The organism is Kaistia dalseonensis (assembly GCF_030814715.1).
Taxonomy (GTDB): domain Bacteria; phylum Pseudomonadota; class Alphaproteobacteria; order Rhizobiales; family Kaistiaceae; genus Kaistia; species Kaistia dalseonensis.
The window spans coordinates 572,464-594,153 of record NZ_JAUSVO010000001.1; the positions used below are offsets into that span (position 1 = coordinate 572,464).

The window sequence follows — 21,690 nt, forward strand, 5'->3', positions numbered from 1 at the left end:
GGCCGTGGCGCGCTTGACCGCACGCCCCGACTGGCGGACAGTCGCGCCCCAAAATGGGGAGCTTCATGAACCAAGAGCCTGCGCCCTTCGATCTTCCGGCGCCGATCGCGGCGGAATCCTTCACCGATCCGGAACTGGCCGTCCAGCGCCTGATCGATATCTACGACGCGCACACGGCGCATCTGCGGGCCCGCTTCATGGCGCTCCTGAAGGGCCATGTTCCCGCCGGCCGCGTGCGGGCGACCTATCCGGAGATCGGGATCAGCACGTCGAGCTACGCGCAGATCGATTCCCGGCTCGCCTATGGCCATGTATCGGGGCCCGGCACCTACGCCACGACCATCACGCAGCCGAAGCTCTTCCGCAGCTATCTGATCGACCAGATCAGGCTGCTGGTGCGCAATCACGGTGTTCCCGTCATCGTCGGGCCGTCGCAGATGCCGATCCCGCTGCATTTCGCCTTTCCCGATGGCGTCCATGTCGAATCGGAGCTGGCAGCGCGGCTCGAACGGCCGCTGCGCGATATTTTTGACGTGCCGGATCTGGCGGTGACCGACGACGCGATCGTCAACGGCACCTATGTTCCCGCGCCGGGCGCGCCACTGCCGCTCGCGCCCTTCACCGCGCCGCGCGTCGATTATTCGCTCCACCGCCTGTCGCACTACACGGCGACCCATGCCGAGCATTTCCAGAACTTCGTGCTCTTCACCAACTACCAGTTCTACATCGATGAATTCTGCGCCCGGGCGCGCAAGCTGATGGCCGAGGGCGACAGCGGCTATTCAGCCTTTGTCGAGCCGGGCAACCTGGTGACGCCGTCCGGCTCGCCCGAGCCGGTCTCTGGCCGCGCGCCGCCGCGCCTGCCGCAAATGCCAGCCTATCATCTGAAGTTCGGCAATTCGGCCGGCATCACCATGGTGAACATCGGCGTCGGCCCCTCCAACGCCAAGACCATCACCGATCACATCGCCGTCCTGCGTCCGCATGCCTGGCTGATGCTCGGCCATTGCGCGGGCCTCAGGAACAGCCAGGCGCTCGGCGATTATGTGCTGGCGCATGGCTATGTCCGCGAGGATCACGTGCTCGATGCCGACCTGCCGAGCTGGATCCCGATCCCGCCGCTCGCCGAGGTGCAGATCGCGCTGGAAGATGCGGTTGAGGAAGTCACGGGCCTCAAGGATTACGAGCTGAAGCGGATCATGCGCACGGGCACCGTGGCGACGATCGACAACCGCAATTGGGAGTTGCGCGACCATCGCGAGCCGGTGCAGCGCTTCTCACAGTCGCGTGCCGTCGCGCTCGACATGGAATCAGCCACGATCGCCGCCAATGGTTTCCGCTTCCGCGTTCCCTATGGCACGCTGCTCTGCGTCTCGGACAAACCGCTGCATGGCGAACTGAAGCTGCCCGGCATGGCGTCCGATTTCTACCGCAAGCAGGTCGGCCAGCATCTGGAGATCGGCATCCGCGCGCTGGAAAAGCTGCGCGAAATGGCGCCGGAGAGGCTCCATTCCCGCAAGCTCCGCAGCTTCACGGAGACGGCGTTCCAGTAGAAGAACGGCACAGCCGGGCGACTTCGCGCCTCCCGGCTGTGCCGTTACTAGATCGCGAAGCTCGTGCCGCAGCCGCAGGACGCGGTGGCGTGGGGGTTCTTGATCTGGAAGGACTGGCCCATCAGGTCGTCGACGAAATCGATCTCCGAGCCGTCCATATAGGGCAGCGAGATCTGGTCGATGAGGACGGTCGCGCCGTTCTTCTCGATGACGAGATCGTCCGGCGCGCGCGTCGCGTCGAGGTCGAACTCATATTGGAAGCCGGAACAGCCGCCGCCCGAGACGCTGATTCGCAGCGCCGTTCCTTCCGCTTCCTTCGAAAGGATGCGGGAAATCCGCTTTGCGGCATTGTCGGAAAGCGTGATGTCGAGCAATTCAGTGGTCATGGTGGCGTCCGAATGATCGGCTATTTCTAGCATTGCTGTAGCTGATAGTTAGGAATGCGGCCGCCAGTGTCAATCGGCGGCAACAGGGAAGGGGCGACATGGAGGGCTTGATCGGTTTCGGACGCGATGTCCGCGCGCCCTTTGCCTGCGATCCCGCCGCAAGCCGCGGCCGGCTCTACCCCGAGCCGGCGAGTCCGACCCGCACGCCGTTTCAGCGCGATCGTGATCGCATCATTCACTCGACCGCCTTCCGCCGGCTGAAGGACAAGACCCAGGTCTTCCTGTTCGATGAGGGCGATCATTATCGCACCCGGCTCACCCACACGATCGAGGTCGCGCAGATCGCGCGTGCCCTGGCGCGGGCGTTGCGTCTCGACGAGGATCTGGCGGAGGCGATCGCACTTTCCCACGATCTCGGCCACACGCCCTTCGGCCATGCTGGCGAGCGCGCCCTCGACGCCTTGATGCGCCATTATGGTGGCTTCGACCACAATGCGCAGAGCCTGCGCGTCGTGACCCGGCTCGAACGGCGCTATCCCGATTTCGACGGTCTCAATTTGAGCTGGGAGACGCTGGAAGGCCTGGTGAAGCACAACGGCCCGCTGATTGACCCTGACGGCAACGGTATCGGCACCTATGCCGGCAAGGTCCTGCCGGCAGCCATCCTGGCCTATGCCGACATTCAGGACCTGCAGCTTTCGACCTTCGCTTCCGCCGAGGCGCAGGCGGCGGCGATCGCCGACGACATCGCCTATAATGCGCATGACATTGATGACGGGCTGAGGGCCGGACTTCTGACCATAGAGGGGCTCCGCTCCGTTACCTATCTCCGCCCCATGATCGAGGCGATCGAAGCGGCCCATCCGGCGCTGGAGAAGCCGCGTCTCGTCAATGAGGTCGTCCGGAGGCTGATCACGCGGCTGATCGAGGACGCGATCGGCGAGGCGCTGCTGAGGCTGGGCGAAACGAAGCCCGCCTCCGCCGATGATGTTCGCGCGGCTGGCCGGGCGATGATCGCCTTTTCGGAAGAAGCTGCCGAGGGCGAGCGCGCGATCAAGGCTCATCTCTGGCGCCACGTCTATCGCCATCCCCGCGTGATGACCGTGATGACGGCGGCCGAGGGCGTGGTCGAGCGGCTTTTCGAACGCTATTGGTCCGATCCGCAGGCCTTGCCGGAGGAGTGGCGCAAGGGGCTCGATCCGGCCGATAACAGCCGCCGTGCGCGGCGCATTGCCGATTTTCTGGCGGGCATGACGGATCGCTATGCGTTACGCGAGCATCAGCGTTTGTTTGACGCTATGCCGGATTTGGGCTAGGCGCCCACATCCATTTCTATCTGGCCCGAAGGGCAGCGTCCGATCATGAATATCTTCCGCGATTTCACCACCCGGGTCTCCTCGGCCGTGCAGGTCATCCTGGCCGCGCGCGGGAGCGAGGGCGCCGATCTCTCGCGCATCGTCGTCGAGCCCCCGCGCGATGCCGCGCATGGCGATCTCTCGACCAATGCCGCCATGGTGCTGGCCAAGCCGCTCGGTCTGAAGCCGCGCGATCTGGCCGAGGCGATTGCCGGCCGGCTGCGCGATGATGCCGACGTCGCTTCGGTCGAGGTGGCCGGTCCCGGCTTCATCAATATCGCGCTCGCCGAGACCTACCGCGCCGCGGCGCTGAAGGGCCTGATCGAAGCGGGCGAAGCCTATGGCCGCAGCACGCTCGGCGCGGGCCTGAAGGTCAATGTGGAATATGTCTCGGCCAACCCGACGGGGCCGATGCATGTCGGCCATTGCCGCGGCGCCGTAGTCGGCGACGCGCTCGCCAACCTGCTCGACTGGGCGGGTTTTGCCGTCACCAAGGAATATTACATCAACGACGCCGGCGGACAGGTGGATGTCCTCGCCCGCTCGGCGTTCCTGCGCTATCGTGAGGCTCTCGGCGAAGAGATCGGCGCGATCCCCGAGGGGCTCTATCCCGGCGACTACCTGAAGCCGGTCGGCGTCGCGCTCGTCGATGTCCATGGCCGCACGCTGCTCGACATGCCGGAGAGCAAGTGGCTGCCGATCGTCCGTGAGGCGGCGATCAGCGCGATGATGCTGATGATCCGCGACGACCTCGCGCTGCTCAACGTCCATCACGACGTGTTCTTCTCCGAGCGGTCGCTCTCCGGCGCCAATGGCGGCAAGATCGCGTCGACGATCGAGGACATGGAGAAGAAGGGCTTCGTCTATCGTGGCACGTTGCCGCCGCCCAAGGGGCAGTTGCCCGAGGATTGGGAAGACCGCGAACAGCTTCTCTTCCGCGCCACCGATGTCGGCGACGATATCGATCGCCCGCTGATGAAGTCGGATGGCAGCTACACCTACTTTGCCGGCGACGTCGCCTACTTCAAGGACAAGTTCGATCGCGGCTTCCGCCGCATGATCTATGTGCTCGGCGCTGATCATGGTGGCTATGTGAAGCGCCTGCAGGCGGTCGGCCGGGCCATTTCGGGCGGTACCGCGTCTGTCGAGGTGTTGCTGTGCCAACTCGTGAAGCTCTATCGCGGCGGCGAGCCGGTGCGCATGTCGAAGCGCTCGGGCGATTTCGTCACGCTGCGCGACGTGGTCGAGGAAGTCGGCCGTGATGCCGTGCGCTTCATGATGCTCTACCGCAAGAGCGATGCGCCGCTCGATTTCGACTTCCAGAAGGTGACGGAACAGTCGAAGGACAATCCGGTCTTCTACGTCCAGTACGGCCATGCCCGCGCGGCATCGATCCTGCGCAACGCGGCGAACGACATGCCGACGCTCGATCTCTCGGCGACGGCACTGGCGAATGCTGACCTGTCTCTGCTCTCGGATCAGGGCGAAATCAGCCTGCAGCGGCGGCTCGCAGAGTTCCCGCGGATCATCGAGGGGGCATCCGAGGCGCATGAGCCGCACCGGATCGCGTTCTACCTTTATGAACTGGCGGCGGAGTTCCATCAGCAGTGGAATCGCGGCAAGGATCTGCCGCAATTACGATTTATTAACGTTGAAGAACCAGAGTTGACATCGGCGCGGCTTGCCCTTGTTCATGCCACAAAGCTGGTGCTGTCATCCGGATTGCTGGTGCTTGGGGTCAGTGCACCGGAAGAAATGCGCTGAGGCGCGCTTCCGTTGCCGGTGACTTCTGGTCACGGCACGAGTGTTACACGGAAAGTGGAGCGCGATGGCGGATCGCTACGACAATTCCTTCTCGCGCCGGCCGAACGCGGCCGACAGCGCGACCGGCAGGCGTGCCGATCCGGCCGTCCCGGCGGAGCAGGATCCTCTGGTTGAGCTGGCGCGGATCGTGTCCGGCAAGTCGAGCTTCGATGATCTCGTCGGCGGCCGCCCGCAAGCAGCGCCGACCGTTCGTCAGCAACAGCCGCCGCAGCTTCGCCCGCAGGGCCGCGATGTTTCGTTTGATCTCGAATCGGAACTGCTGAACGACCTGCAATCGTCCTTCGATCCGACGGCCCGCCCCGCGCCGCCGCGCTATGCCGCGCCCGAGCCGGAGCGTGCCCCGGCTCGCGAATCCTTCGACCAGATGCGCCTGAGGGGAGGGCAGCCTGCCGCCCCCGCTCGCCCGCAGCAGATGGCGCCCGCGCCGGAAGACGATCCCTATGCCGGTACGGCTTACGCGACCAGCGGCTATGATGCGCCGCGGACGCCGGGCGCGCGTTCGGCCCAGCCCTTTGGTGGCGGCAGCTATCGCGCCGGCCAGGAGAACGCTGTCGATGAGCCGTCGGGCGGCTATGACGAATATTACCCTGAGGATGATCAGTCGGCCGGCTATGACGACGATGCCGATTACGACGATCAGGCCGTCTATGCCGAAGACGAGGTCTATGAGCAGCCGGAGCGTCCGAGCCGTTCGCGCAAGGGCCTGATTACGGCCGCCATCGTGCTGGCCGTGGTGCTGGCCGGCGGCCTCGCCGCGCTTGCGCTGAAGGACCGCAGCAGCACGATCGGCGGCGCGCCGAAGGTGATCGCTGCCGATCAGGGGCCGACCAAAGTGCAGCCGGCGGCACAGCCGAGCACGGATGACGGCCAGCAGAACAAGATGATCTACGATCGCGCAAGCCAGGACCCGTCGCAGGAGCAGCTCGTGCTGCCCGATGACGGTGCGATCGACCAGGCCGCGCCTTCGAACGAGAGCGCCGCGAGCCGCGAGATTTCGCGCATCATCCTTCCCGGCGCGCCGGGCAGTGCGACGAGTTCGGACGTATCCAATGCGATGAACGCGGCTTCGGCGCCGGCGGATGATGCCACGGCCGATGATTCCGATGCGGGGCCGCGCAAGGTTCGCACCGTCGTGGTCAAGCCCGATGGCACCATCATATCGAGCGAGGCGCAGCCGAAGGATGCGAGCGGCGCAACCGCTGCGGCCACGGCACCGACACAGCTCGCCATGACGCCGCCGACGTCGGACCCCGCCTCGCCGGTCGTGTCAGCGCCGGCTTCAACCCCGGCACCCACGACCGCTGCGCCCGCAACGACGCTGCCCAGTGATGCGGCCGCCTCGACCAAGGACGCTTCGCAACTGACCGAGCCGGCGGCTGCACCGCGCGCTGCCGCCGCACCCAAGCCAACCACGCGCCCGACCCCGAGCGACGCACCGGCGCAGACCGCCGCCGCTGCATCGACGCAGGACGCGGCGCCCGCTTCGGCCGGTGGTGGCTTCGTGGTGCAGATCACCTCGCAGCGGACGCAGGATCAGGCGCTCGCCGCCTATAAGAGCCTGCAGCGCAAGTTCCCGAGCGTGCTCGGCAGCCAGCAGCCGGATGTCGTGCGTGCCGATCTCGGCGCCAAGGGCGTATTCTACCGCGTGCGCGTCGGGCCGATGGCCACGCGCGACCAGGCTGTGTCGTTCTGCGAATCCCTGCGTGCCGCCGGCGGCGACTGCATCGTTCAGAAGAACTGATCGGTTCAACACGAGGCGCGTGACAGGCGGCGGAGCCAATCCGCCGCTTGCGATTGCGCCCTCCAGCGGCTAAGGCCCAAGCATGACAGCGAAAGCCTTCATTTCCGGCTGTGCCGGCCGCAGCCTCTCCGCCGACGAGATCGCGTTTTTCCGCGACGAGCGGCCATGGGGGCTGATCCTCTTCAAGCGCAATATCGGTACAGCGGAAGAGGTCTGCGAACTGGTCGCGACGTTCCGCGAGGCGCTCGGCGATCCGGATCGCCCGGTCCTCATCGACCAGGAGGGCGGGCGCGTCCAGCGCATCGGGCCGCCGCTCTGGAAGAGCCGGCCGGCCGCGCGCTATGCCGGCATTCTCCATGCCGAGGACGAGGCGGCCGGGCGGCGCATGGCCTGGCTGCATGCGCGGCTGATCGCGGCCGACCTGCTCGATCTCGGCGTGACGGTGGATTGCCTTCCCGTGGTCGATGTCGCGACGCCGCGCACCCATCAGGCGATCGGCGACCGCGCCTTTGCCGATGATCCCGATCGTGTCGCGCTGCTCGGGCGCGCCGTCGCGGAGGGGCTGGAGGCCGGCGGCGTCCTGCCCGTCATGAAGCACATGCCGGGGCACGGCCGCGCCACTGCCGACAGCCATTATGATCTGCCCTCGGTCGATGTCGGCCTCGAGACGCTGAAGCGGACTGATTTCGCGCCCTTCCGCGCGCTGGCCGATCTGCCCATGGCGATGACCGCCCATATTCTCTTCACCGCGATCGACCCGGACCGGCCCGCCACGACTTCGCCGCGTATCGTCGAGGAAATCATCCGCGGCTGGATCGGCTTTGACGGCCTGCTGATGAGCGATGATCTGTCGATGCAGGCGCTGGGCTCCGTGCCGGGGCTCGGCAGCGATTTCTCGAGCCGCGCCTCGGCCGTGCTCGCTGCCGGATGCGACACGGTCCTGCATTGCAACGGCCTCATGGACGAGATGCGCGCCGTCGCCGCGGCCGTGCCGGAGCTTGCCGGCCGGTCGGCCGAGCGGGCAGCGACGGCTCTTGCCGCGCGCAAGGCGCCGCATCCGCTGGACCGCGAATCGGCCGAGGCCGAATATGCGACGCTCGCCGAGCGCGCGGGCTGGCCGCCGGCCACGGCCTGAGCGGGAAAGCCAGGCGGAATGGCCCGGGAGAGCACGACCGACGGCCAGAGTGATCTCTGGGACATGCAGGAGCGGCCCGGCGCCAATAATGGCCCCGACCGCGCGCTGGTTGTCGACGTCGATGGCTTCGAGGGTCCGCTCGACCTCCTGCTCGCTTTGGCGCGCACGCAGAAGGTCGATCTCGCCAAGATCTCGATCCTCGCGCTGGCCGAGCAATATCTGAGCTATATCGAGGAATTGCGCCGACTCCGGCTCGAACTCGCCGCCGACTATCTCGTCATGGCGGCGTGGCTCGCTTATCTGAAATCGCGGCTGTTGCTGCCCGAGCCCGAGCCGGGCGAGGAGCCGACCGGCATCGAGCTGGCAGCGGCGCTCGCCTTCCGCCTGCGACGGCTGGAGGCGATGCGCGACGCGGCGGCCAAGCTCGTCAATCGCGACCGTCTCGGCCGCGAGGTCTTCGAGCGCGGCGCGCCCGAGCCGATCGAGATTGTCAAAAAGCACGAATTCACTGCGACGCTGTATGATCTCTTGACCGCCTATGCGGCGCAGCGCCAGCGACAGATGATCTCGATCGTCCATGTCCGCCGGCGCGAGGTCTGGTCGCTCGCCGAAGGCCGGGAGATCCTGACGCGGATGATCGGCGAGATCGCGGAGTGGACGCCGATGGATGTGTTCCTGTCACCCTGGATCCTGACACCGGAAATGCGCGCCACGGTGCTGGCGAGTTCGTTCAGCGCCAGTCTCGAACTGGTGCGCGAGGGGCGCATGGAACTGCGACAGGAACAGGCGTTCGGCGCGCTAATGATGCGTGGCCGGGAGGATGGACGCGATGGATGAGCGTGGCATCGTCAACCTGATGGCGTCCGAAGGGCAGCGGCTGGCGCTGCGCATGGTGGAGGCCTTGCTCTTCGCCAGCAATGCGCCGCTTTCGAAATCCGACATAGAATCGCGCCTGCCGGAAGGCAGCAATGTCGACGCGCTGCTGATCGAGTTGCAGCACGCCTATTCCGGGCGCGGGGTCAATCTGGTCCAGGTCGCCGGCAAGTGGATGTTCCGCACCGCGAGCGATCTCGCCTTCCTGCTGCAGCGCGATCAGGGCGAGCAGAAGAAGCTCTCGCGCGCCGCGCTCGAAACGCTCGCCATCATCGCCTATCACCAGCCGGTGACGCGCGCCGAGATCGAGGAGATCCGTGGCGTCTCGACCTCGAAGGGCACGGTCGACGTGCTGATGGAACTGGGCTGGATCAAGATGCGCGGCCGCCGCCGCACGCCCGGCCGGCCGATCACCTATGGCACGACCGAGACATTCCTGGTTCATTTCGGCCTTGATGTGATCGGCGATCTGCCCGGCCTCGACGAACTGAAGGGGGCAGGGCTGCTCGACGGGCGCATCCCGGCGGGCTTCTCCGTGCCTGAACCGCGTGACGGCGACGAATTGACCGAGGACGAAGACCCGCTCGATCCGGGCGACCTGCTCGCCTCGCATCTCGACGACGAGGGCTGATGTCGATGTCGACGGACGGCCGCGATCAGGCTAAACCGCTCCCATGAATACATCCTCCGCCAGCAAGGCCGCCAGCGAAGACGCCAGCACGCAATCCGTCGAGCGCACCGGCTGGGGCCGGCGTGGCACCGGCGGTGTCACCATCGCGGCGCGCCTCTGCTTCGAGAATGTCGTGCACCGCTATGGCGACACGCTCTCGCTGCGCGGCATCAAGCTCGATATCGAACCGGGCGAGGTCGTCTGCCTGCTCGGCCGTTCAGGCTGCGGCAAGACGACCCTGCTGCGCGTCACGGCCGGGCTCGAATATCCGGCCTCGGGCCGCATCACGATCAACGGCCGCGAAATCGCCGGACCATCCGTGATGCTGCCACCGGAGAAGCGCGGCATCGGGCTGATGTTCCAGGATTATGCGCTCTTCCCGCATATGACGATCCTCAAGAACGTCATCTATGGCCTCAAGGATATTCCGCGCGCCGAGGCGGAGCGGCAGGGCCATATCGCGCTCGCCCGCGTCGGCCTCGAAGGTTATGCGGCGGAGCATCCGCATGCGCTGTCGGGCGGCGAGCAGCAGCGCGTGGCGCTTGCCCGCGCGCTGGCGCCACGGCCGAGCGTGCTGCTGATGGACGAGCCGTTCTCCGGTTTGGACAAGCGCCTGCGCGATCACGTCCGCGAGGAGACGATGGCGATCATCCGCGAGGCGCGGGCGACCTGCATCATCGTCACCCACGACCCGGAAGAGGCAATGCGCATGGGCGACCGGATCGCTCTGATGCGTCAGGGCCGCCTGCTGCAGGTCGGCACGGCGCGCGATCTCTATGAAAGCCCGTCCGATCTCTACGCGGCGCGGTTCTTCTCGGAACTGAACGAGTTCGAAGGCGTCGCCAGGGGCGGCATGGTCGAGACGCCCGTGGGCATGGTCTCCGCCCATGGCCGCGCCGACGGCACGCCCGTCATGGTGGCGATCCGCCCGCAGGGAATCTCATTCACGACCGCAGGCGACGGCGTGGCGGGCCGCGTGGTGGGGAACCGTTTCCTCGGCGAGGTCGACCTTCTGAACGTCGCGGTCGATGGCGCGGATGTGCCCGTGCGCGTCCGGGCGCGCAATGCGGCGCCCTTCGTCGTCGGCTCTTCCGTGTGGCTCGTGCTCGATCAGCGCGATGTTCTTGTGTTTGATAAACTGGCCGCCTAGCCCTACATGCCAATAAGGCATTGGTTGCGGCGTTGCGGCGGGTCTGCGATAGTCCGCCCCCAAACACGCGGACGCGTCATTTTTTGGAGATGGTTTGATGGGTTCTTTCAGCATCTGGCACTGGCTTATCGTGCTGGTTATCGTCCTCCTGCTCTTCGGCAAGGGCAAGATTTCGGACGTGATGGGCGACATGGCCAAGGGCGTCAAGAGCTTCAAGAAGGGGCTCGCCGATGAGGACGAGACCCCCGCAAAGCCTGCCGGCTCGACCCTCGATCACAAGCCGGCCGACGTCGTGAACGCGACGACCGACGAAAAGAGCCGCGCAAGCTGACGCCTGGACGAGGACGGCGAAGCGGCCTTGACCACCCGTGCCCGGCGCGGGTGAGCGGGGCGTGCCGGCCGGTATAATGTGATGTTCGACATCGGCTGGAGCGAAATCCTCGTCATCGCCATCGTGGCGATCGTCGTGGTTGGACCCAAAGATCTGCCGCCCATGCTGCGCGCGTTCGGCCGGACCATCGGCAAGATGCGGCGCATGGCCGGCGAGTTCCAGGGCCAGTTCAACGAAGCGCTGCGCGAAGCGGAACTCGATGGCGTCAAGGACTCGATCAACGAGTTGCGCGCCCTCAATCCGATGAACGACATCCGCAAGAGCCTGGATGTGTCGGCGGCGATCGCCAAGCCGGCTGCACCGCCCGTGCCACCCCCGATCGACCAGCCGCCGCAACTGGCGACCGACGCCGATCTGGAGCCCGCGCCGGCTCCTGTTCCGGCTCCGGCTCCGGCTCCGGTCATTCCCGCGGCGGCGGCCGTTCCGGTCATCGCGGCGGATGCTGAGCCCGTCGTCGAGAAGCCGAAGCGGGCAACCCCGCGCAAGCCGAAGGCGTCGCCCTCCGAGACTTCACCGTCGGCAGCGGCCGATTTCGACGAGCCCGGCCTGCCGCTGGAGCCGCCGGCCGCAAAGCCGCGCACGCCCCGCGCCAAGGCAGCGCCGAAGGCGCCCGTCGTGGTGGGCGAAGGCGAGGCCGTCGCGGCCCCCGTCCGCAAGCCCCGCGTCGCCAAGCCCAAGGCGGCGAATCCCGAGGTAGCGTCGATGAAGCCCGAGGCCGAGACCGCCGTGGCATCCATTGCCTCGGCTCCGCCGGTCGGAACACCGTCTTCCGTCGAGCCGGTGGTCGCAACGCCGTCGGCCACCAGGCCTGAAGAGCAGAATTCATGAGCGATAAATCGACGGACGAAGACGAGATCGAAGCGAGCCGCATGCCGCTTCTCGATCATCTGATCGAGCTGCGCTCGCGGCTGATGTGGGCGATCGGCGCGATCATTCTTGCCTTCTTTGTCTGCTTCTTCTTCGCCGGCCGGATCTACAATATCCTCGTCATCCCCTATGAATGGGCGGTCGGGCCCGCCCAGGACATCAGGCTGATCTATACGGCGCCACAGGAATATTTCCTGACCCAGATGAAGCTCGCCCTGTTCGGCGCGGTCTTCATCGCCTTCCCGGTCATCGCGACGCAGATCTACAAATTCGCAGCGCCCGGGCTCTACAAGCACGAGCGCAACGCCTTCATTCCCTATCTGATCGCGACGCCTGTCCTGTTCGTGCTCGGCGCGGCTCTGGTCTATTTCCTGATCCTGCCGACGGCGCTGCACTTCTTCCTGTCATTCCAGCAGACGGGCGGAGAGGGGAGGGCCTCGATTGAGGCGCTGTTCAAGGTCAATGAATATCTCGGCCTGATCATGACGCTGATCCTGGCGTTCGGCCTGGTGTTCCAGTTGCCCGTGATCCTGACGCTGCTCGGCCGGGCCGGCGTGATTTCGAGCGAGGCGCTCAAGTCGAAGCGCCGTTATGCGATCGTTCTCGCGTTCATCGCCGCCGCCGTGCTCACTCCGCCGGACCCGATCAGCCAGATAGGTCTGGCGATCCCGATTCTTCTGCTCTACGAGGTCTCAATCATCTCGGTGCGCATGGTCGAGCGTAAGAAGCAGGCGACCATCGATGCCGAGACCGGCTCGGACGTCACCCCGAGCTGACGCCGCCCTTTCTTCTCCTCTCCCGCTTGCGGGGGAGGCCGGGAGGGGGCTTGCAGGAAGAACCGTCGGCGGCAGCGCTTCTGGCCCGTGCCAAGCCCCCCTCTCCAACTCTCCCCCGCTGCGCGGGAGAGAGGGCAGGCGAGCGCTTCATGGCGGGCAGGGCCTTTCATGCGGGAGAGCTGTCGTGCGTCCCGCCCTTTCTTCTCCTCTCCCGCGCAGCGGGGGAGGCCGGGAGGGGGCTTGCCGCGAAGATTCTCGACCACCGCGTTCCCGGCCCGTGCCAAGCGCCCCCTCTCCAACTCTCCCCCGCTGCGCGGGAGAGAGGGCTGGTGAAGCACTTCATGGCGGGCAGGGCCTTTCATGTGGGAGAGCTGTCGTGCGTCCCGCCCTTTCTTCTCCTCTCCCGCTTGCGGGGGAGGCCGGGAGGGGGCTTGCCGCGAAGATTCTCGACGGCAACGCTCCCGGCCCGTGCCAAGCACCCTCTCTCCAACTCTCCCCCGCTGCGCGGGAGAGAGGGCGGGCCGAGCGCTTCATGGCGGGCAGGGCCTTTCATGCGGGAGAGCTGTCGTGCGTCCCGCCCTTTCTTCTCCTCTCCCGCTTGCGGGGGAGGCCGGGAGGGGGCTTGCAGGAAGAACCGTCGACGGTAGCGCTTCTGGCCCGTGCCAGGCGCCCCCTCTCCAACTCTCCCCCGCTGCGCGGGAGAGAGGGCGGGCCGAGCACTTCATGGCGGGCAGGGCCTTTCATGCGGGAGAGCTGTCGTGCGTCCCGCCCTTTCTTCTCCTCTCCCGCTTGCGGGGGAGGCCGGGAGGGAGCTTGCCGCGAAGATTCTCGACGGCAGCGCTCCCGGCCCATGCCAAGCACCCCCTCTCCAACTCTCCCCCGCTGCGCGGGAGAGAGGGCGGGCGGAGCGGTTCATGGCGGCCCCGGCCCCTGATCAGGCCGGTCGTGGGTTGATCCCCCGGCGTTCTCCCACTATCCGTCATCCCGCTGCCTGACGTGGCGGCGCTTTCCGTCTTGCGACAACCCTTCCGAGAACGATCATGCTCGACATCAAATGGATCCGCGAAAATCCCGCCGCGCTCGACCGCGCCTTGATGCATCGCAGCGCCTCGCCTCTCGCTGAGGCGATCCTGGGGATCGACGAGGAGCGCCGGGCCCATATCCAGAAGGTCCAGGCCGCGCAGGAGCGCCGCAACGCGGCCTCCAAGGAGATCGGCAAGGCGAAGGGCGCCAAGGACGAGGAGACGGCCGCGCGGCTGATGGCCGAGGTCAGCGAGATCAAGGAATTCCTCGCCCACGCCGAAGAGAAGGAGCGCGAGCTCAACAAGCAGCTCGACGATCTGCTCGCCACGACGCCGAACGTGCCGCTCGACGATGTTCCGGTCGGCAAGGACGAGCACGACAATGTCGAAAAATCCCTGTCCGGCCAGAAGCGCCTCTACAGCTTCGAGCCGAAGGAGCACTTTGAAATCGGCGTTTCCGCGAAGCTGATGGATTTCGAGACGGCGGCGAAACTCTCCGGCAGCCGCTTCGTCGTACTGAAGGGCCAGATGGCGCGGATGGAACGCGCGATCGGCCAGTTCATGCTCGACCTGCACACCAATCAACACGGCTATCTGGAAGTCCAGCCGCCGCTATTGGTGAAGGACCCTGCACTGTTCGGTACGGGTCAGCTACCTAAATTCAAAGACGATCTCTTTAGCGTCTATCGCGGCGTTTCATGGCAAGAGCAGTACGAGCGGAATATTGATCTGGCCCGCGCACAGGTTGGCCCTAGCACCACGATCGTTGGTGCGGCGATCCCTGAGGGCCCGGTCCTAGATCAACACTGGCTCATCCCCACCGCCGAAGTCCCGCTCACCAACCTCATCCGCGAATCCATTCTCGACGAGAAGGAACTGCCGCTGCGCTTCACTGCGCTGACGCCGTGCTTCCGTTCGGAAGCGGGCTCCGCCGGGCGCGATACGCGCGGCATGCTGCGGCAGCATCAGTTCAATAAGGTCGAGCTGGTCTCGATCACAACGCCGGAGACTTCGATCGGCGAGCATGAGCGCATGCTCTCCTGCGCCGAGGAAGTGCTGAAGCGGCTCGACCTGCATTATCGCGTCGTGACGCTCTGCACCGGCGACATGGGTTTCGGCTCGCAGAAGACTTATGACATCGAAGTCTGGTTGCCGGGCCAGAAAGCCTATCGCGAGATTTCCTCCGTCTCGGTCTGCGGCGATTTCCAGGCTCGGCGCATGGATGCGCGCTATCGCCCGGTCGAGGGCAAGGGCACGCGCTTCGTCCATACGCTGAACGGCTCCGGCACGGCAGTCGGCCGCGCGCTGATCGCGGTGCTTGAGAACTACCAGAACGAGGATGGCAGCGTCACGGTGCCGTCGGCGCTGCAGCCCTATATGGGCGGGCTGGAGAAGATCGGGGTGTAGGGATAGGCGCGCCGGCGCGGCGTAAGCCCTCCCCTAGAGGGAGGGCCGAAAACGCCTCGGCGTTTTCGGGGAGGGGGTAGCTTCGGCGACGCCGAAGCGTTCTCGTCCGCCGGAAAGAAGCCCCCTCCCCAAAACCGCTGCGCGGTTTTGACCCTCCCTCGAGGGGGAGGGTTTGGATCGCGTTCAACTCGTCGGAGCGAAGGCAAATTCATGCGCATCCTGATCACCAATGATGACGGCATCCATGCGCCGGGCCTCGAGGTCCTGCACAGGATCGCGCGGACGCTCAGCGACGACGTCTGGATCGTCGCGCCCGAGACCGACCAGTCGGGCCTCGCCCATTCGCTGACGATGAACGACCCGCTGCGCCTGCGTCAGGTCGACGAGCAGGCCTTCGCCGTTCGCGGCACGCCGACGGATTGCGTGATCATGGCCGTGCGCAAGGTGATCGGCGAGAAGCCGGACCTGATCCTTTCCGGCGTCAATGCCGGCAAGAATGCCGGCGACGACGTGCTCTATTCCGGCACGGTCGCAGCCGCCATCGAGGGCACGCTGCTCGGCATTCCGTCGATCGCCGTCAGCCAGGCCTTCCAGCGCATTGATGGCCGCAAGGAGATCCCGTGGGAGACGGCCGAGGCGCTCGCGCCCGATATCCTGCGCAAGCTGATCGCCCATGGCTGCCCGCACGGCATCCTCTACAATGTGAACTTCCCGACCGTTCCGGTCGATCAGGTCGTGGGGATCAAGGTCGCGCCGCAGGCGGCCGTCGGCCATGGCCTCACGATCGACGAGCGGCTGGACGGCCGCAGCAATCCCTATTTCTGGCTGAAATATCAGCGCCCGGTCGAGGAGATCGCGGTCGGCAGCGATGTCGAGGCGCTGTCCAAGGGCTTCGTCACCGTCACGCCGCTTCGCCTCGACATGACGGCGCATGATGAAGTCGCGGCGCTTTCGACGCTGTTTGGCTGAAGCGGCGGCGCGTCCTAACACGCCGTTTACCAAAGATGCCGCATGACTAGCCACGATTAGGCGAGGGCGTGTTGCGTATGGCACTCGGTGCGGTTCAGTATTTCCCGGCGGTCGACGACGCCGATGATGGCAGCTTCATTCCGATAGCCGAGTTTCTGCTGCATGTGCGGCAACTCGGCATCGTGGATCGCAAGCTGCTGGCGGCGCTGGAAACCGTGCCGCGCACGCTGTTCCTCGGCGTCGAGGCCGGTTATGGCCCGCTCTTCTCCGACCGCGCTCAGCCGATCGATTGCGGCCAGATGAACACGCCGCCGCTGCTCGCCGCGCGGGCAATCCAGGCGCTGGCGCCGACGCCACGCGACCGGCTGCTCGAGATCGGCACCGGCACGGGCTATCTGTCCGCCGTCCTCTCGCTGCTCGTCCGCCGCGTCTATACCGTCGATCGTTTCCGGACACTCGTGATGGCGGCGCAATCGCGCTTCGAGACCATCGGCGCCGACAACATCACCTCGATCTTCGCCGATGGTACATATGGCTGGGCGGAGAAGGGGCCGTTCGACAAGATCGTCGTGACGGCTTCGGCGGAAGCGGTGCCCAAGGCGCTCATCGAGCAGCTCTCGACCAACGGCATATTGGTCATGCCGATCGGGCCGGCCGATGGGCTGCAGACCATGACGCGCTTCGAGCGGGTCGACCGCAATCTGGTCGCGACGCCCATTTGTCCCGTCCGCGTCGTTCCCCTTATCCCCGGCAAGGCGGCGCGACTCTAGAACTGGCCGAAAGCCTCATTGGCGAGGCGGTTCGACCACGCCCCGCGCGGATTCAGCCTGTGGCTATCCAGCGGCGTTTCTTGGAGAATCCACAGGCTCTGCGGGTCCGCTTAAGCGTTTATAAACGTTACCGGTGTCTATTCGCGTCATGTGTGGTGTGGCGTCGCGAGTATAACCCCGATGCGTAGAAACGTTCTTTCCTTGCGGTCCCGTTCTCTGAGCCAGGTTGCCGTGATCGCCTTGCTGGGCGGCCTGACCGCAGCGTGCAGCGCCGATGCGTCGCGATTCGGCATTCCGGCTTTCACAGGCAGTACGGCGAACCAGAAGCAGATCATCGGCGGCGATCAGCCTATGCCGCAGCCGGTGCCCTATACGCCGCCGACATCGGTGCAGCGTTCCGATCTGCCGCCCCCCGGCGGTCAGTCGACGCTGCTCCCCGGTGTCGCATCGTCGCAGCCTTCGCAGCAGCCCTATAATGCGCAGCCCATTCCCGGCGCCGTCGCATCGGCCGCCTCCAGCGTCCCGCTGACTGCGCCTGTGGTCGCCGCTTCGGCGCGCCCCGGCGGCTGGGAGACGGCAGGCGGCACGACGATCACGCTGGCGGCTGGCGAGACGCTGTCGACCGTGTCGCGCCGCTATGGCGTCCCGGTCAAGGAACTCGCCAAGGCCAACAACATCGCCGATCCCTCGGCCGTCACGACCGGCACGCGCATCGTGATCCCGACCTATGCGGTCGGCGGCGCGCAGCAGCAGGCCCAGTCGGCGACGATGAAGGTCGCGGCGACGGCCAATGAGGTGAAGGCTCCGGCGGACACGCCGTTGAACGGCCTGCACACGGTCGCGCCGGGACAGACGCTGTCCTCGATCGCCCGCCTCTACAACGTCTCGACCAAGGATCTCGCCGCAGCCAACAATGTCTCGGCGACCTACCAGGTCAAGAGCGGGCAGAAGATGAAGATTCCGGGCCACGCGCCGGGCGAGGCGGTGGCGTTGCGCCCCGAGCCGACCCGCCGCGAGGAGACCCCGGCCGGCGAGGATCCGAACAAGAACCCGCTGGCGTCGAATACGCCGGCAGCACCCGCTCAGGGTAATCTTGCCGCGACGCCCGAGGGCGGTCCCGACAAGGTCGCCTCGATCGCCAAGCCCGCCGCCGATGCGGAGGCCGCAAAGCCGGTCGCCTACGCGCCGCCGGATCCGCCCTCCGCTGCTGCGGCGGCTGCCGATCCGGGCTCTGCCAACGGCACCTCGTTCCGCTGGCCAGTTCGTGGCCGCATCATCGGTTCGTTCGGCTCATCGCCGACCGGCGAGAAGAATGACGGCATCAACCTCGCCGTGCCCGAGGGCACCTCGATCAAGGCCGTCGAGGCCGGCACGGTCATCTATGCCGGCAACGAACTCGAGGGCTATGGCAACCTCGTGCTGATCCGCCATGCCGATGGCTGGGTCTCGGCCTATGCCCATAACAGCCAGATCTTGGTCAATCGCGGCGATACGGTTCGCCGCGGCCAGATCATCTCGCGCGCCGGAACGTCAGGTTCGGTCAGCGCGCCGCAGCTTCACTTCGAGCTCCGCAAGGGCTCCAAGCCGGTCAATCCGCTCGATTACCTTCAGGGTTGACCAAGAAAGAACTGATCGGCCTCCCCTAGTTTCTCGTGATAAACGGCTGATCAACTAACTGGCGGGACGGCTTCAGTCCGCAAGGGCGACCCCAAGTCGTCCCGCCAGATCCTGCACATATTGCCAGGCCACACGGCCCGAACGGGCGCCGCGCGTCGTCGACCATTCGAGCGCTTCGGCCTGAAGCGTCTCCGGCGCGATATCGAGCCCGAAATGCTCCGCGTAACCGAGCACCATGGCGAGATAGTCGTCCTGGCTGCATTTGTGGAAACCGAGCCAGAGCCCGAAGCGATCCGAGAGCGAAACCTTCTCCTCGACCGCCTCATGCGGGTTGATCGCCGTCGAGCGCTCGTTCTCCATCATGTCGCGCGGCAGAAGGTGCCTGCGGTTCGACGTCGCATAGAACACGACATTGGCCGGCCTTCCCTCCACGCCGCCATCCAGCGCCGCCTTCAGCGACTTGTAGGACGTATCGTCATTGTCGAAGGAAAGGTCGTCGCAAAACAGGATGAAGCGGCGGTCGATCCCGCGCACGATCGTCATCAACTCCGGCAGGCTGTCGATGTCCTCGCGATGGATCTCGATCAGCTTCATGGCGTGGCCGCCCGGCAGCGCAGACGGGTTCTGGTTGACCGTGGCATGGGCGGCCTTGACGAGCGAGCTCTTGCCCATGCCGCGCGCGCCCCAGAGCAGCACATTGTTGGCCGGCAGGCCGCGTGCGAAGCGCTCGGTATTCTCGACGAGGATGTCGCGGACGCGATCGACGCCCTTGAGCAGCATCATCTCGACGCGGTTGACCTTCGCCACCGGCTGCAGCGAGCCGGATGCCGCATGCCAGACGAAGGCATCGGCGAGATCGACATTGATGGCAGGGCGGGGCGGCGGTACGGCGCGCTCGATCAGGGCGATCAAGCGGTCGAGTCGGTCGGTGAGCGGCTTCAGGTCCAGATCGGCCATGGCGCGTTCACTCCTTGGCATGTATGGCGGGACTGATCGATAAGGCGCCTTGCGGTATCACGCGGGAGGCGGCATTTGCAAAGGGTTGCGGCGCCGCTATAGTCCGCGCCGTTTCGTGAGCCGTAGTCTCTGCCTATGTGTGAGGGCCGGCGCCAAACGACGCGCTTTTACCGACGAGCCCGAACGGGCTCTGCTGACCATAGGACCTAGACGATGTTCATTACTCCCGCCTTTGCCCAGGCAGCCGGCGCCGCGCCAGGTGGCACGGACCTTCTGATCCAGTTCGTCCCCTTCATCTTCGTTTTCGCGATCATGTGGTTCCTGATGATTCGCCCGCAGCGCCAGAAGGCGAAGCAGCACCAGGAAATGATCAAGAACGTGCGCCGCGGCGACACGATCGTCCTGACCGGTGGCCTCATCGGCAAGATCAACAAGGTTGTCGACGAGTCCGAAGTCCTTCTCGAAGTCGCCGAAGGCGTGCGTGTGCGCGTCTCTCGTGCAGCGATTGCCGATGTTCGCTCGAAGGGCGAGCCGGTCAAGGAAGGCGAATAATCCTTCTCTCCAAATAACGGCCGATCGAACGGCCGAAAGCGACTGGAACGGTTTCCATGCTGCACTTCACCCGCTGGAAGATGATCGCGATCCTGGGCACCGTGCTCGTCGGGATCCTGCTCGCTCTTCCCAATCTTTTCTCCAAGGAAACCGTCGATTCCTGGCCGAGCTGGGTGCCCAAGCGGCAAATGGTGCTCGGCCTGGATCTCCAGGGTGGCGCCTATCTCCTCTACGAGGTGGATAAGCAGGACTATGTGCAGAAGCGCCTGCGCACGCTGGTGGGTGAAATCCGCAAGGCGATGCTGGAAGAGCCGCGCATCGGCTATTCCGGCCTCGGCGTGCAGGGCCAGGGCGTCCAGCTCCGCATTCGCGACCTGACGCAGCTCGACGAAGTGCGTAAGCGCCTCGATCCGCTGCGTAATCCGCTGACCAATTCCGTTCTGGGCGGCACGGCCATCAATGAGTTCGACCTGAATGTCGGCTCGGATGGGCTCGTCCAGATGACCTATACCGACGCCGGGCTTGCCCAGCGCGTGCGCTCGATCGTCGACCAGTCGATCGAGGTCATCGCCCGCCGCGTCGACCAGCTCGGCACGGTCGAGCCGTCGATCCAGCGCCAGGGCGAGGATCGCATCCTCGTCGAGGCGCCGGGCCTCGGTGATCCCGAACGCCTGAAGAGCCTCGTCGGTCAGACGGCGCAGCTGACTTTCCATCTCGTCGACAGCACGCTTCCCCCTGGCCAGACCGACCAGACGCGCAAGCCCGGCACCATCGTCGTGCCGGCGGTCGAGGCGGGCGGTCCGTCCTATGTGCTGGAAGAGGCGCCGCTTCTGACGGGTGAAGACCTGACGGATGCGCAGGCCACCTTCGACCAGCGCTCCAACGAGCCCGTCGTCTCCTTCCGCCTGACGACCGGTGGTGCGCGCACCTTCGGCGACGTCACGCAGAAGAACGTCAATCGCGCCTTCGCCATCGTGCTCGACGACAAGGTGATTTCGGCGCCCGTCATCCGCGAGCCGATCCTCGGCGGCTCCGGCCAGATCAGCGGCAGCTTCTCGATCCAGTCGGCCAACGACCTCGCGATCCTGCTGCGCGCCGGCTCGCTGCCCGCCAAGCTGACCATCGTCGAGGAACGCAGCATCGGACCGGGCCTCGGCGCCGACTCCATTCGCGCCGGCAAGATCGCGTCGATCATCGCGACCGTGGCCGTCTGCGCTTTCATGGTGGCGACCTATGGCGTGCTCGGCTGGATCGCTAACATCGCCGTGATCGTGAACGTCATCCTGATCTTCTCGATCGTGACGATCCTCGGCGCCACGCTGTCTCTGCCCGGTATCGCCGGCGTGATCATCACGGTCGGCACGGCGGTGGATTCCAACGTGCTGATCTATGAGCGCATTCGAGAGGAGTACCGACAAGGGCGATCGGCCATCGCATCGATCGATGCGGGCTTCCATCGCGCGCTCGGCACCATTCTCGACGCGAATGTGACCACCCTGATCGCGGCCATCGTGCTGTTCTATCTCGGCTCCGGTCCGATCCGCGGCTTCGCCGTGACGCACGCCATCGGCGTCGCCACCACCATGTTCACCGCCTTCACCTTCACGCGCCTCCTGGTCGCGATGTGGGTTCGCTGGCGGCGTCCGACCAAGATCACGCTCTGAGCGAAGCGAGG

18 protein-coding genes and 2 pseudogenes are annotated in these 21,690 nt (G+C 65.8%); 18 read left to right on the forward strand and 2 right to left on the reverse strand.

Annotation, left to right across the window (positions count from 1 at the left end; all coding sequences use genetic code 11):
• Positions 1-65: 65 nt before the first annotated feature.
• On the forward strand, positions 66-1,553 hold the full coding sequence (locus tag QO014_RS02600) for an AMP nucleosidase (protein ID WP_266347084.1): 1,488 nt from the start codon (positions 66-68) through the stop codon (positions 1,551-1,553).
• A 47-nt stretch (positions 1,554-1,600) separates the two neighbouring features.
• Here QO014_RS02600 and erpA read toward each other — a convergent pair whose 3' ends face one another.
• Positions 1,601-1,927, reverse strand: a complete 327-nt coding sequence (erpA, locus tag QO014_RS02605; RefSeq protein WP_266347772.1) for an iron-sulfur cluster insertion protein ErpA — start codon at positions 1,925-1,927, stop codon at positions 1,601-1,603.
• A gap of 110 nt (positions 1,928-2,037) precedes the next feature.
• On the opposite strand from erpA, the gene QO014_RS02610 reads away from it, so the two are divergent.
• The 15 genes and pseudogenes from QO014_RS02610 to QO014_RS02675 all read left to right on the forward strand — a co-directional run bounded on the left by QO014_RS02610 (position 2,038) and on the right by QO014_RS02675 (position 18,506).
• Positions 2,038-3,255, forward strand: a complete 1,218-nt coding sequence (locus QO014_RS02610) for a deoxyguanosinetriphosphate triphosphohydrolase (RefSeq protein WP_266347085.1) — start codon at positions 2,038-2,040, stop codon at positions 3,253-3,255.
• A 45-nt stretch (positions 3,256-3,300) separates the two neighbouring features.
• Complete coding sequence (gene argS, locus QO014_RS02615; RefSeq protein WP_266347086.1) at positions 3,301-5,058, forward strand: arginine--tRNA ligase; 1,758 nt, start codon at positions 3,301-3,303, stop codon at positions 5,056-5,058.
• Between the two features lie 64 nt (positions 5,059-5,122).
• Positions 5,123-6,859, forward strand: coding sequence for an SPOR domain-containing protein (locus tag QO014_RS02620; RefSeq protein WP_266347087.1), 1,737 nt, complete (start codon positions 5,123-5,125; stop codon positions 6,857-6,859).
• 82 nt (positions 6,860-6,941) lie between these two features.
• Complete coding sequence (nagZ, locus tag QO014_RS02625) at positions 6,942-7,994, forward strand: beta-N-acetylhexosaminidase (RefSeq protein WP_266347088.1); 1,053 nt, start codon at positions 6,942-6,944, stop codon at positions 7,992-7,994.
• 18 nt (positions 7,995-8,012) lie between these two features.
• A complete protein-coding gene (locus QO014_RS02630; protein ID WP_370877071.1) occupies positions 8,013-8,831 on the forward strand; it encodes a segregation and condensation protein A in 819 nt (272 codons plus the stop codon).
• Entirely contained in the window at positions 8,824-9,498 is a 675-nt protein-coding gene (gene scpB, locus QO014_RS02635) for an SMC-Scp complex subunit ScpB (RefSeq protein ID WP_266347089.1), read from the forward strand. The genes QO014_RS02630 and scpB overlap by 8 nt, the downstream gene beginning before the upstream one ends.
• A gap of 43 nt (positions 9,499-9,541) precedes the next feature.
• Positions 9,542-10,687 (forward strand): ABC transporter ATP-binding protein, encoded by a 1,146-nt coding sequence (locus QO014_RS02640; protein WP_266347090.1) that lies wholly within the window; start codon positions 9,542-9,544, stop codon positions 10,685-10,687.
• A 97-nt stretch (positions 10,688-10,784) separates the two neighbouring features.
• Positions 10,785-11,018, forward strand: coding sequence for a twin-arginine translocase TatA/TatE family subunit (locus QO014_RS02645; protein WP_266347091.1), 234 nt, complete (start codon positions 10,785-10,787; stop codon positions 11,016-11,018).
• Positions 11,019-11,099: 81 nt separating this feature from the next.
• Positions 11,100-11,906 carry a Sec-independent protein translocase protein TatB gene (tatB, locus tag QO014_RS02650; RefSeq protein WP_266347092.1) on the forward strand — a complete coding sequence of 269 codons (807 nt, stop codon included), beginning with the start codon at positions 11,100-11,102 and terminating at the stop codon, positions 11,904-11,906.
• Complete coding sequence (gene tatC, locus QO014_RS02655) at positions 11,903-12,721, forward strand: twin-arginine translocase subunit TatC (RefSeq protein ID WP_266347093.1); 819 nt, start codon at positions 11,903-11,905, stop codon at positions 12,719-12,721. Before tatB ends, tatC begins: the two co-directional genes overlap by 4 nt.
• A 1,040-nt stretch (positions 12,722-13,761) precedes the next feature.
• Positions 13,762-14,076 (forward strand): annotated as a pseudogene (locus tag QO014_RS24620) (serine--tRNA ligase); the annotation flags it as partial.
• A gap of 459 nt (positions 14,077-14,535) precedes the next feature.
• Positions 14,536-15,150 (forward strand): annotated as a pseudogene (serS, locus tag QO014_RS24625) (serine--tRNA ligase); the annotation flags it as partial.
• A 210-nt stretch (positions 15,151-15,360) separates the two neighbouring features.
• On the forward strand, positions 15,361-16,119 hold the full coding sequence (surE, locus tag QO014_RS02665; RefSeq protein ID WP_266347095.1) for a 5'/3'-nucleotidase SurE: 759 nt from the start codon (positions 15,361-15,363) through the stop codon (positions 16,117-16,119).
• Between the two features lie 77 nt (positions 16,120-16,196).
• Entirely contained in the window at positions 16,197-16,889 is a 693-nt protein-coding gene (locus QO014_RS02670; RefSeq protein ID WP_266347096.1) for a protein-L-isoaspartate(D-aspartate) O-methyltransferase, read from the forward strand.
• Positions 16,890-17,090: 201 nt separating this feature from the next.
• Positions 17,091-18,506 carry a peptidoglycan DD-metalloendopeptidase family protein gene (locus tag QO014_RS02675; RefSeq protein ID WP_266347097.1) on the forward strand — a complete coding sequence of 472 codons (1,416 nt, stop codon included), beginning with the start codon at positions 17,091-17,093 and terminating at the stop codon, positions 18,504-18,506.
• A gap of 72 nt (positions 18,507-18,578) precedes the next feature.
• On the opposite strand, the gene QO014_RS02680 is transcribed toward QO014_RS02675, so the two are convergent.
• A complete protein-coding gene (locus QO014_RS02680) occupies positions 18,579-19,463 on the reverse strand; it encodes an ATP-binding protein (protein WP_266347098.1) in 885 nt (294 codons plus the stop codon).
• Between the two features lie 213 nt (positions 19,464-19,676).
• Between QO014_RS02680 and yajC the strand changes: the two genes are divergently transcribed.
• Both yajC and secD read left to right on the forward strand, forming a co-directional pair.
• Positions 19,677-20,015: a preprotein translocase subunit YajC gene (gene yajC, locus QO014_RS02685; RefSeq protein WP_266347099.1), complete on the forward strand. Its 339-nt coding sequence runs from the start codon at positions 19,677-19,679 to the stop codon at positions 20,013-20,015.
• A 56-nt stretch (positions 20,016-20,071) separates the two neighbouring features.
• A complete protein-coding gene (secD, locus tag QO014_RS02690; protein WP_266347100.1) occupies positions 20,072-21,679 on the forward strand; it encodes a protein translocase subunit SecD in 1,608 nt (535 codons plus the stop codon).
• Positions 21,680-21,690: the final 11 nt, after the last annotated feature.

Excerpts from the sequence above, each read along its gene's own strand:
- QO014_RS02600 (WP_266347084.1), top strand. The coding sequence starts at position 66 with ATGAACCAAGAGCCTGCGCCCTTCGATCTTCCGGCGCCGATCGCGGCG.
- QO014_RS02610 (WP_266347085.1), top strand. The coding sequence starts at position 2,038 with ATGGAGGGCTTGATCGGTTTCGGACGCGATGTCCGCGCGCCCTTTGCC.
- argS (WP_266347086.1), top strand. The coding sequence starts at position 3,301 with ATGAATATCTTCCGCGATTTCACCACCCGGGTCTCCTCGGCCGTGCAG.
- QO014_RS02620 (WP_266347087.1), top strand. The coding sequence starts at position 5,123 with ATGGCGGATCGCTACGACAATTCCTTCTCGCGCCGGCCGAACGCGGCC.
- nagZ (WP_266347088.1), top strand. The coding sequence starts at position 6,942 with ATGACAGCGAAAGCCTTCATTTCCGGCTGTGCCGGCCGCAGCCTCTCC.
- QO014_RS02630 (WP_370877071.1), top strand. The coding sequence starts at position 8,013 with ATGGCCCGGGAGAGCACGACCGACGGCCAGAGTGATCTCTGGGACATG.
- scpB (WP_266347089.1), top strand. The coding sequence starts at position 8,824 with ATGGATGAGCGTGGCATCGTCAACCTGATGGCGTCCGAAGGGCAGCGG.
- QO014_RS02640 (WP_266347090.1), top strand. The coding sequence starts at position 9,542 with ATGAATACATCCTCCGCCAGCAAGGCCGCCAGCGAAGACGCCAGCACG.
- QO014_RS02645 (WP_266347091.1), top strand. The coding sequence starts at position 10,785 with ATGGGTTCTTTCAGCATCTGGCACTGGCTTATCGTGCTGGTTATCGTC.
- tatB (WP_266347092.1), top strand. The coding sequence starts at position 11,100 with ATGTTCGACATCGGCTGGAGCGAAATCCTCGTCATCGCCATCGTGGCG.
- tatC (WP_266347093.1), top strand. The coding sequence starts at position 11,903 with ATGAGCGATAAATCGACGGACGAAGACGAGATCGAAGCGAGCCGCATG.
- surE (WP_266347095.1), top strand. The coding sequence starts at position 15,361 with ATGCGCATCCTGATCACCAATGATGACGGCATCCATGCGCCGGGCCTC.
- QO014_RS02670 (WP_266347096.1), top strand. The coding sequence starts at position 16,197 with ATGGCACTCGGTGCGGTTCAGTATTTCCCGGCGGTCGACGACGCCGAT.
- QO014_RS02680 (WP_266347098.1), bottom strand. The coding sequence starts at position 19,463 with ATGGCCGATCTGGACCTGAAGCCGCTCACCGACCGACTCGACCGCTTG.
- yajC (WP_266347099.1), top strand. The coding sequence starts at position 19,677 with ATGTTCATTACTCCCGCCTTTGCCCAGGCAGCCGGCGCCGCGCCAGGT.
- secD (WP_266347100.1), top strand. The coding sequence starts at position 20,072 with ATGCTGCACTTCACCCGCTGGAAGATGATCGCGATCCTGGGCACCGTG.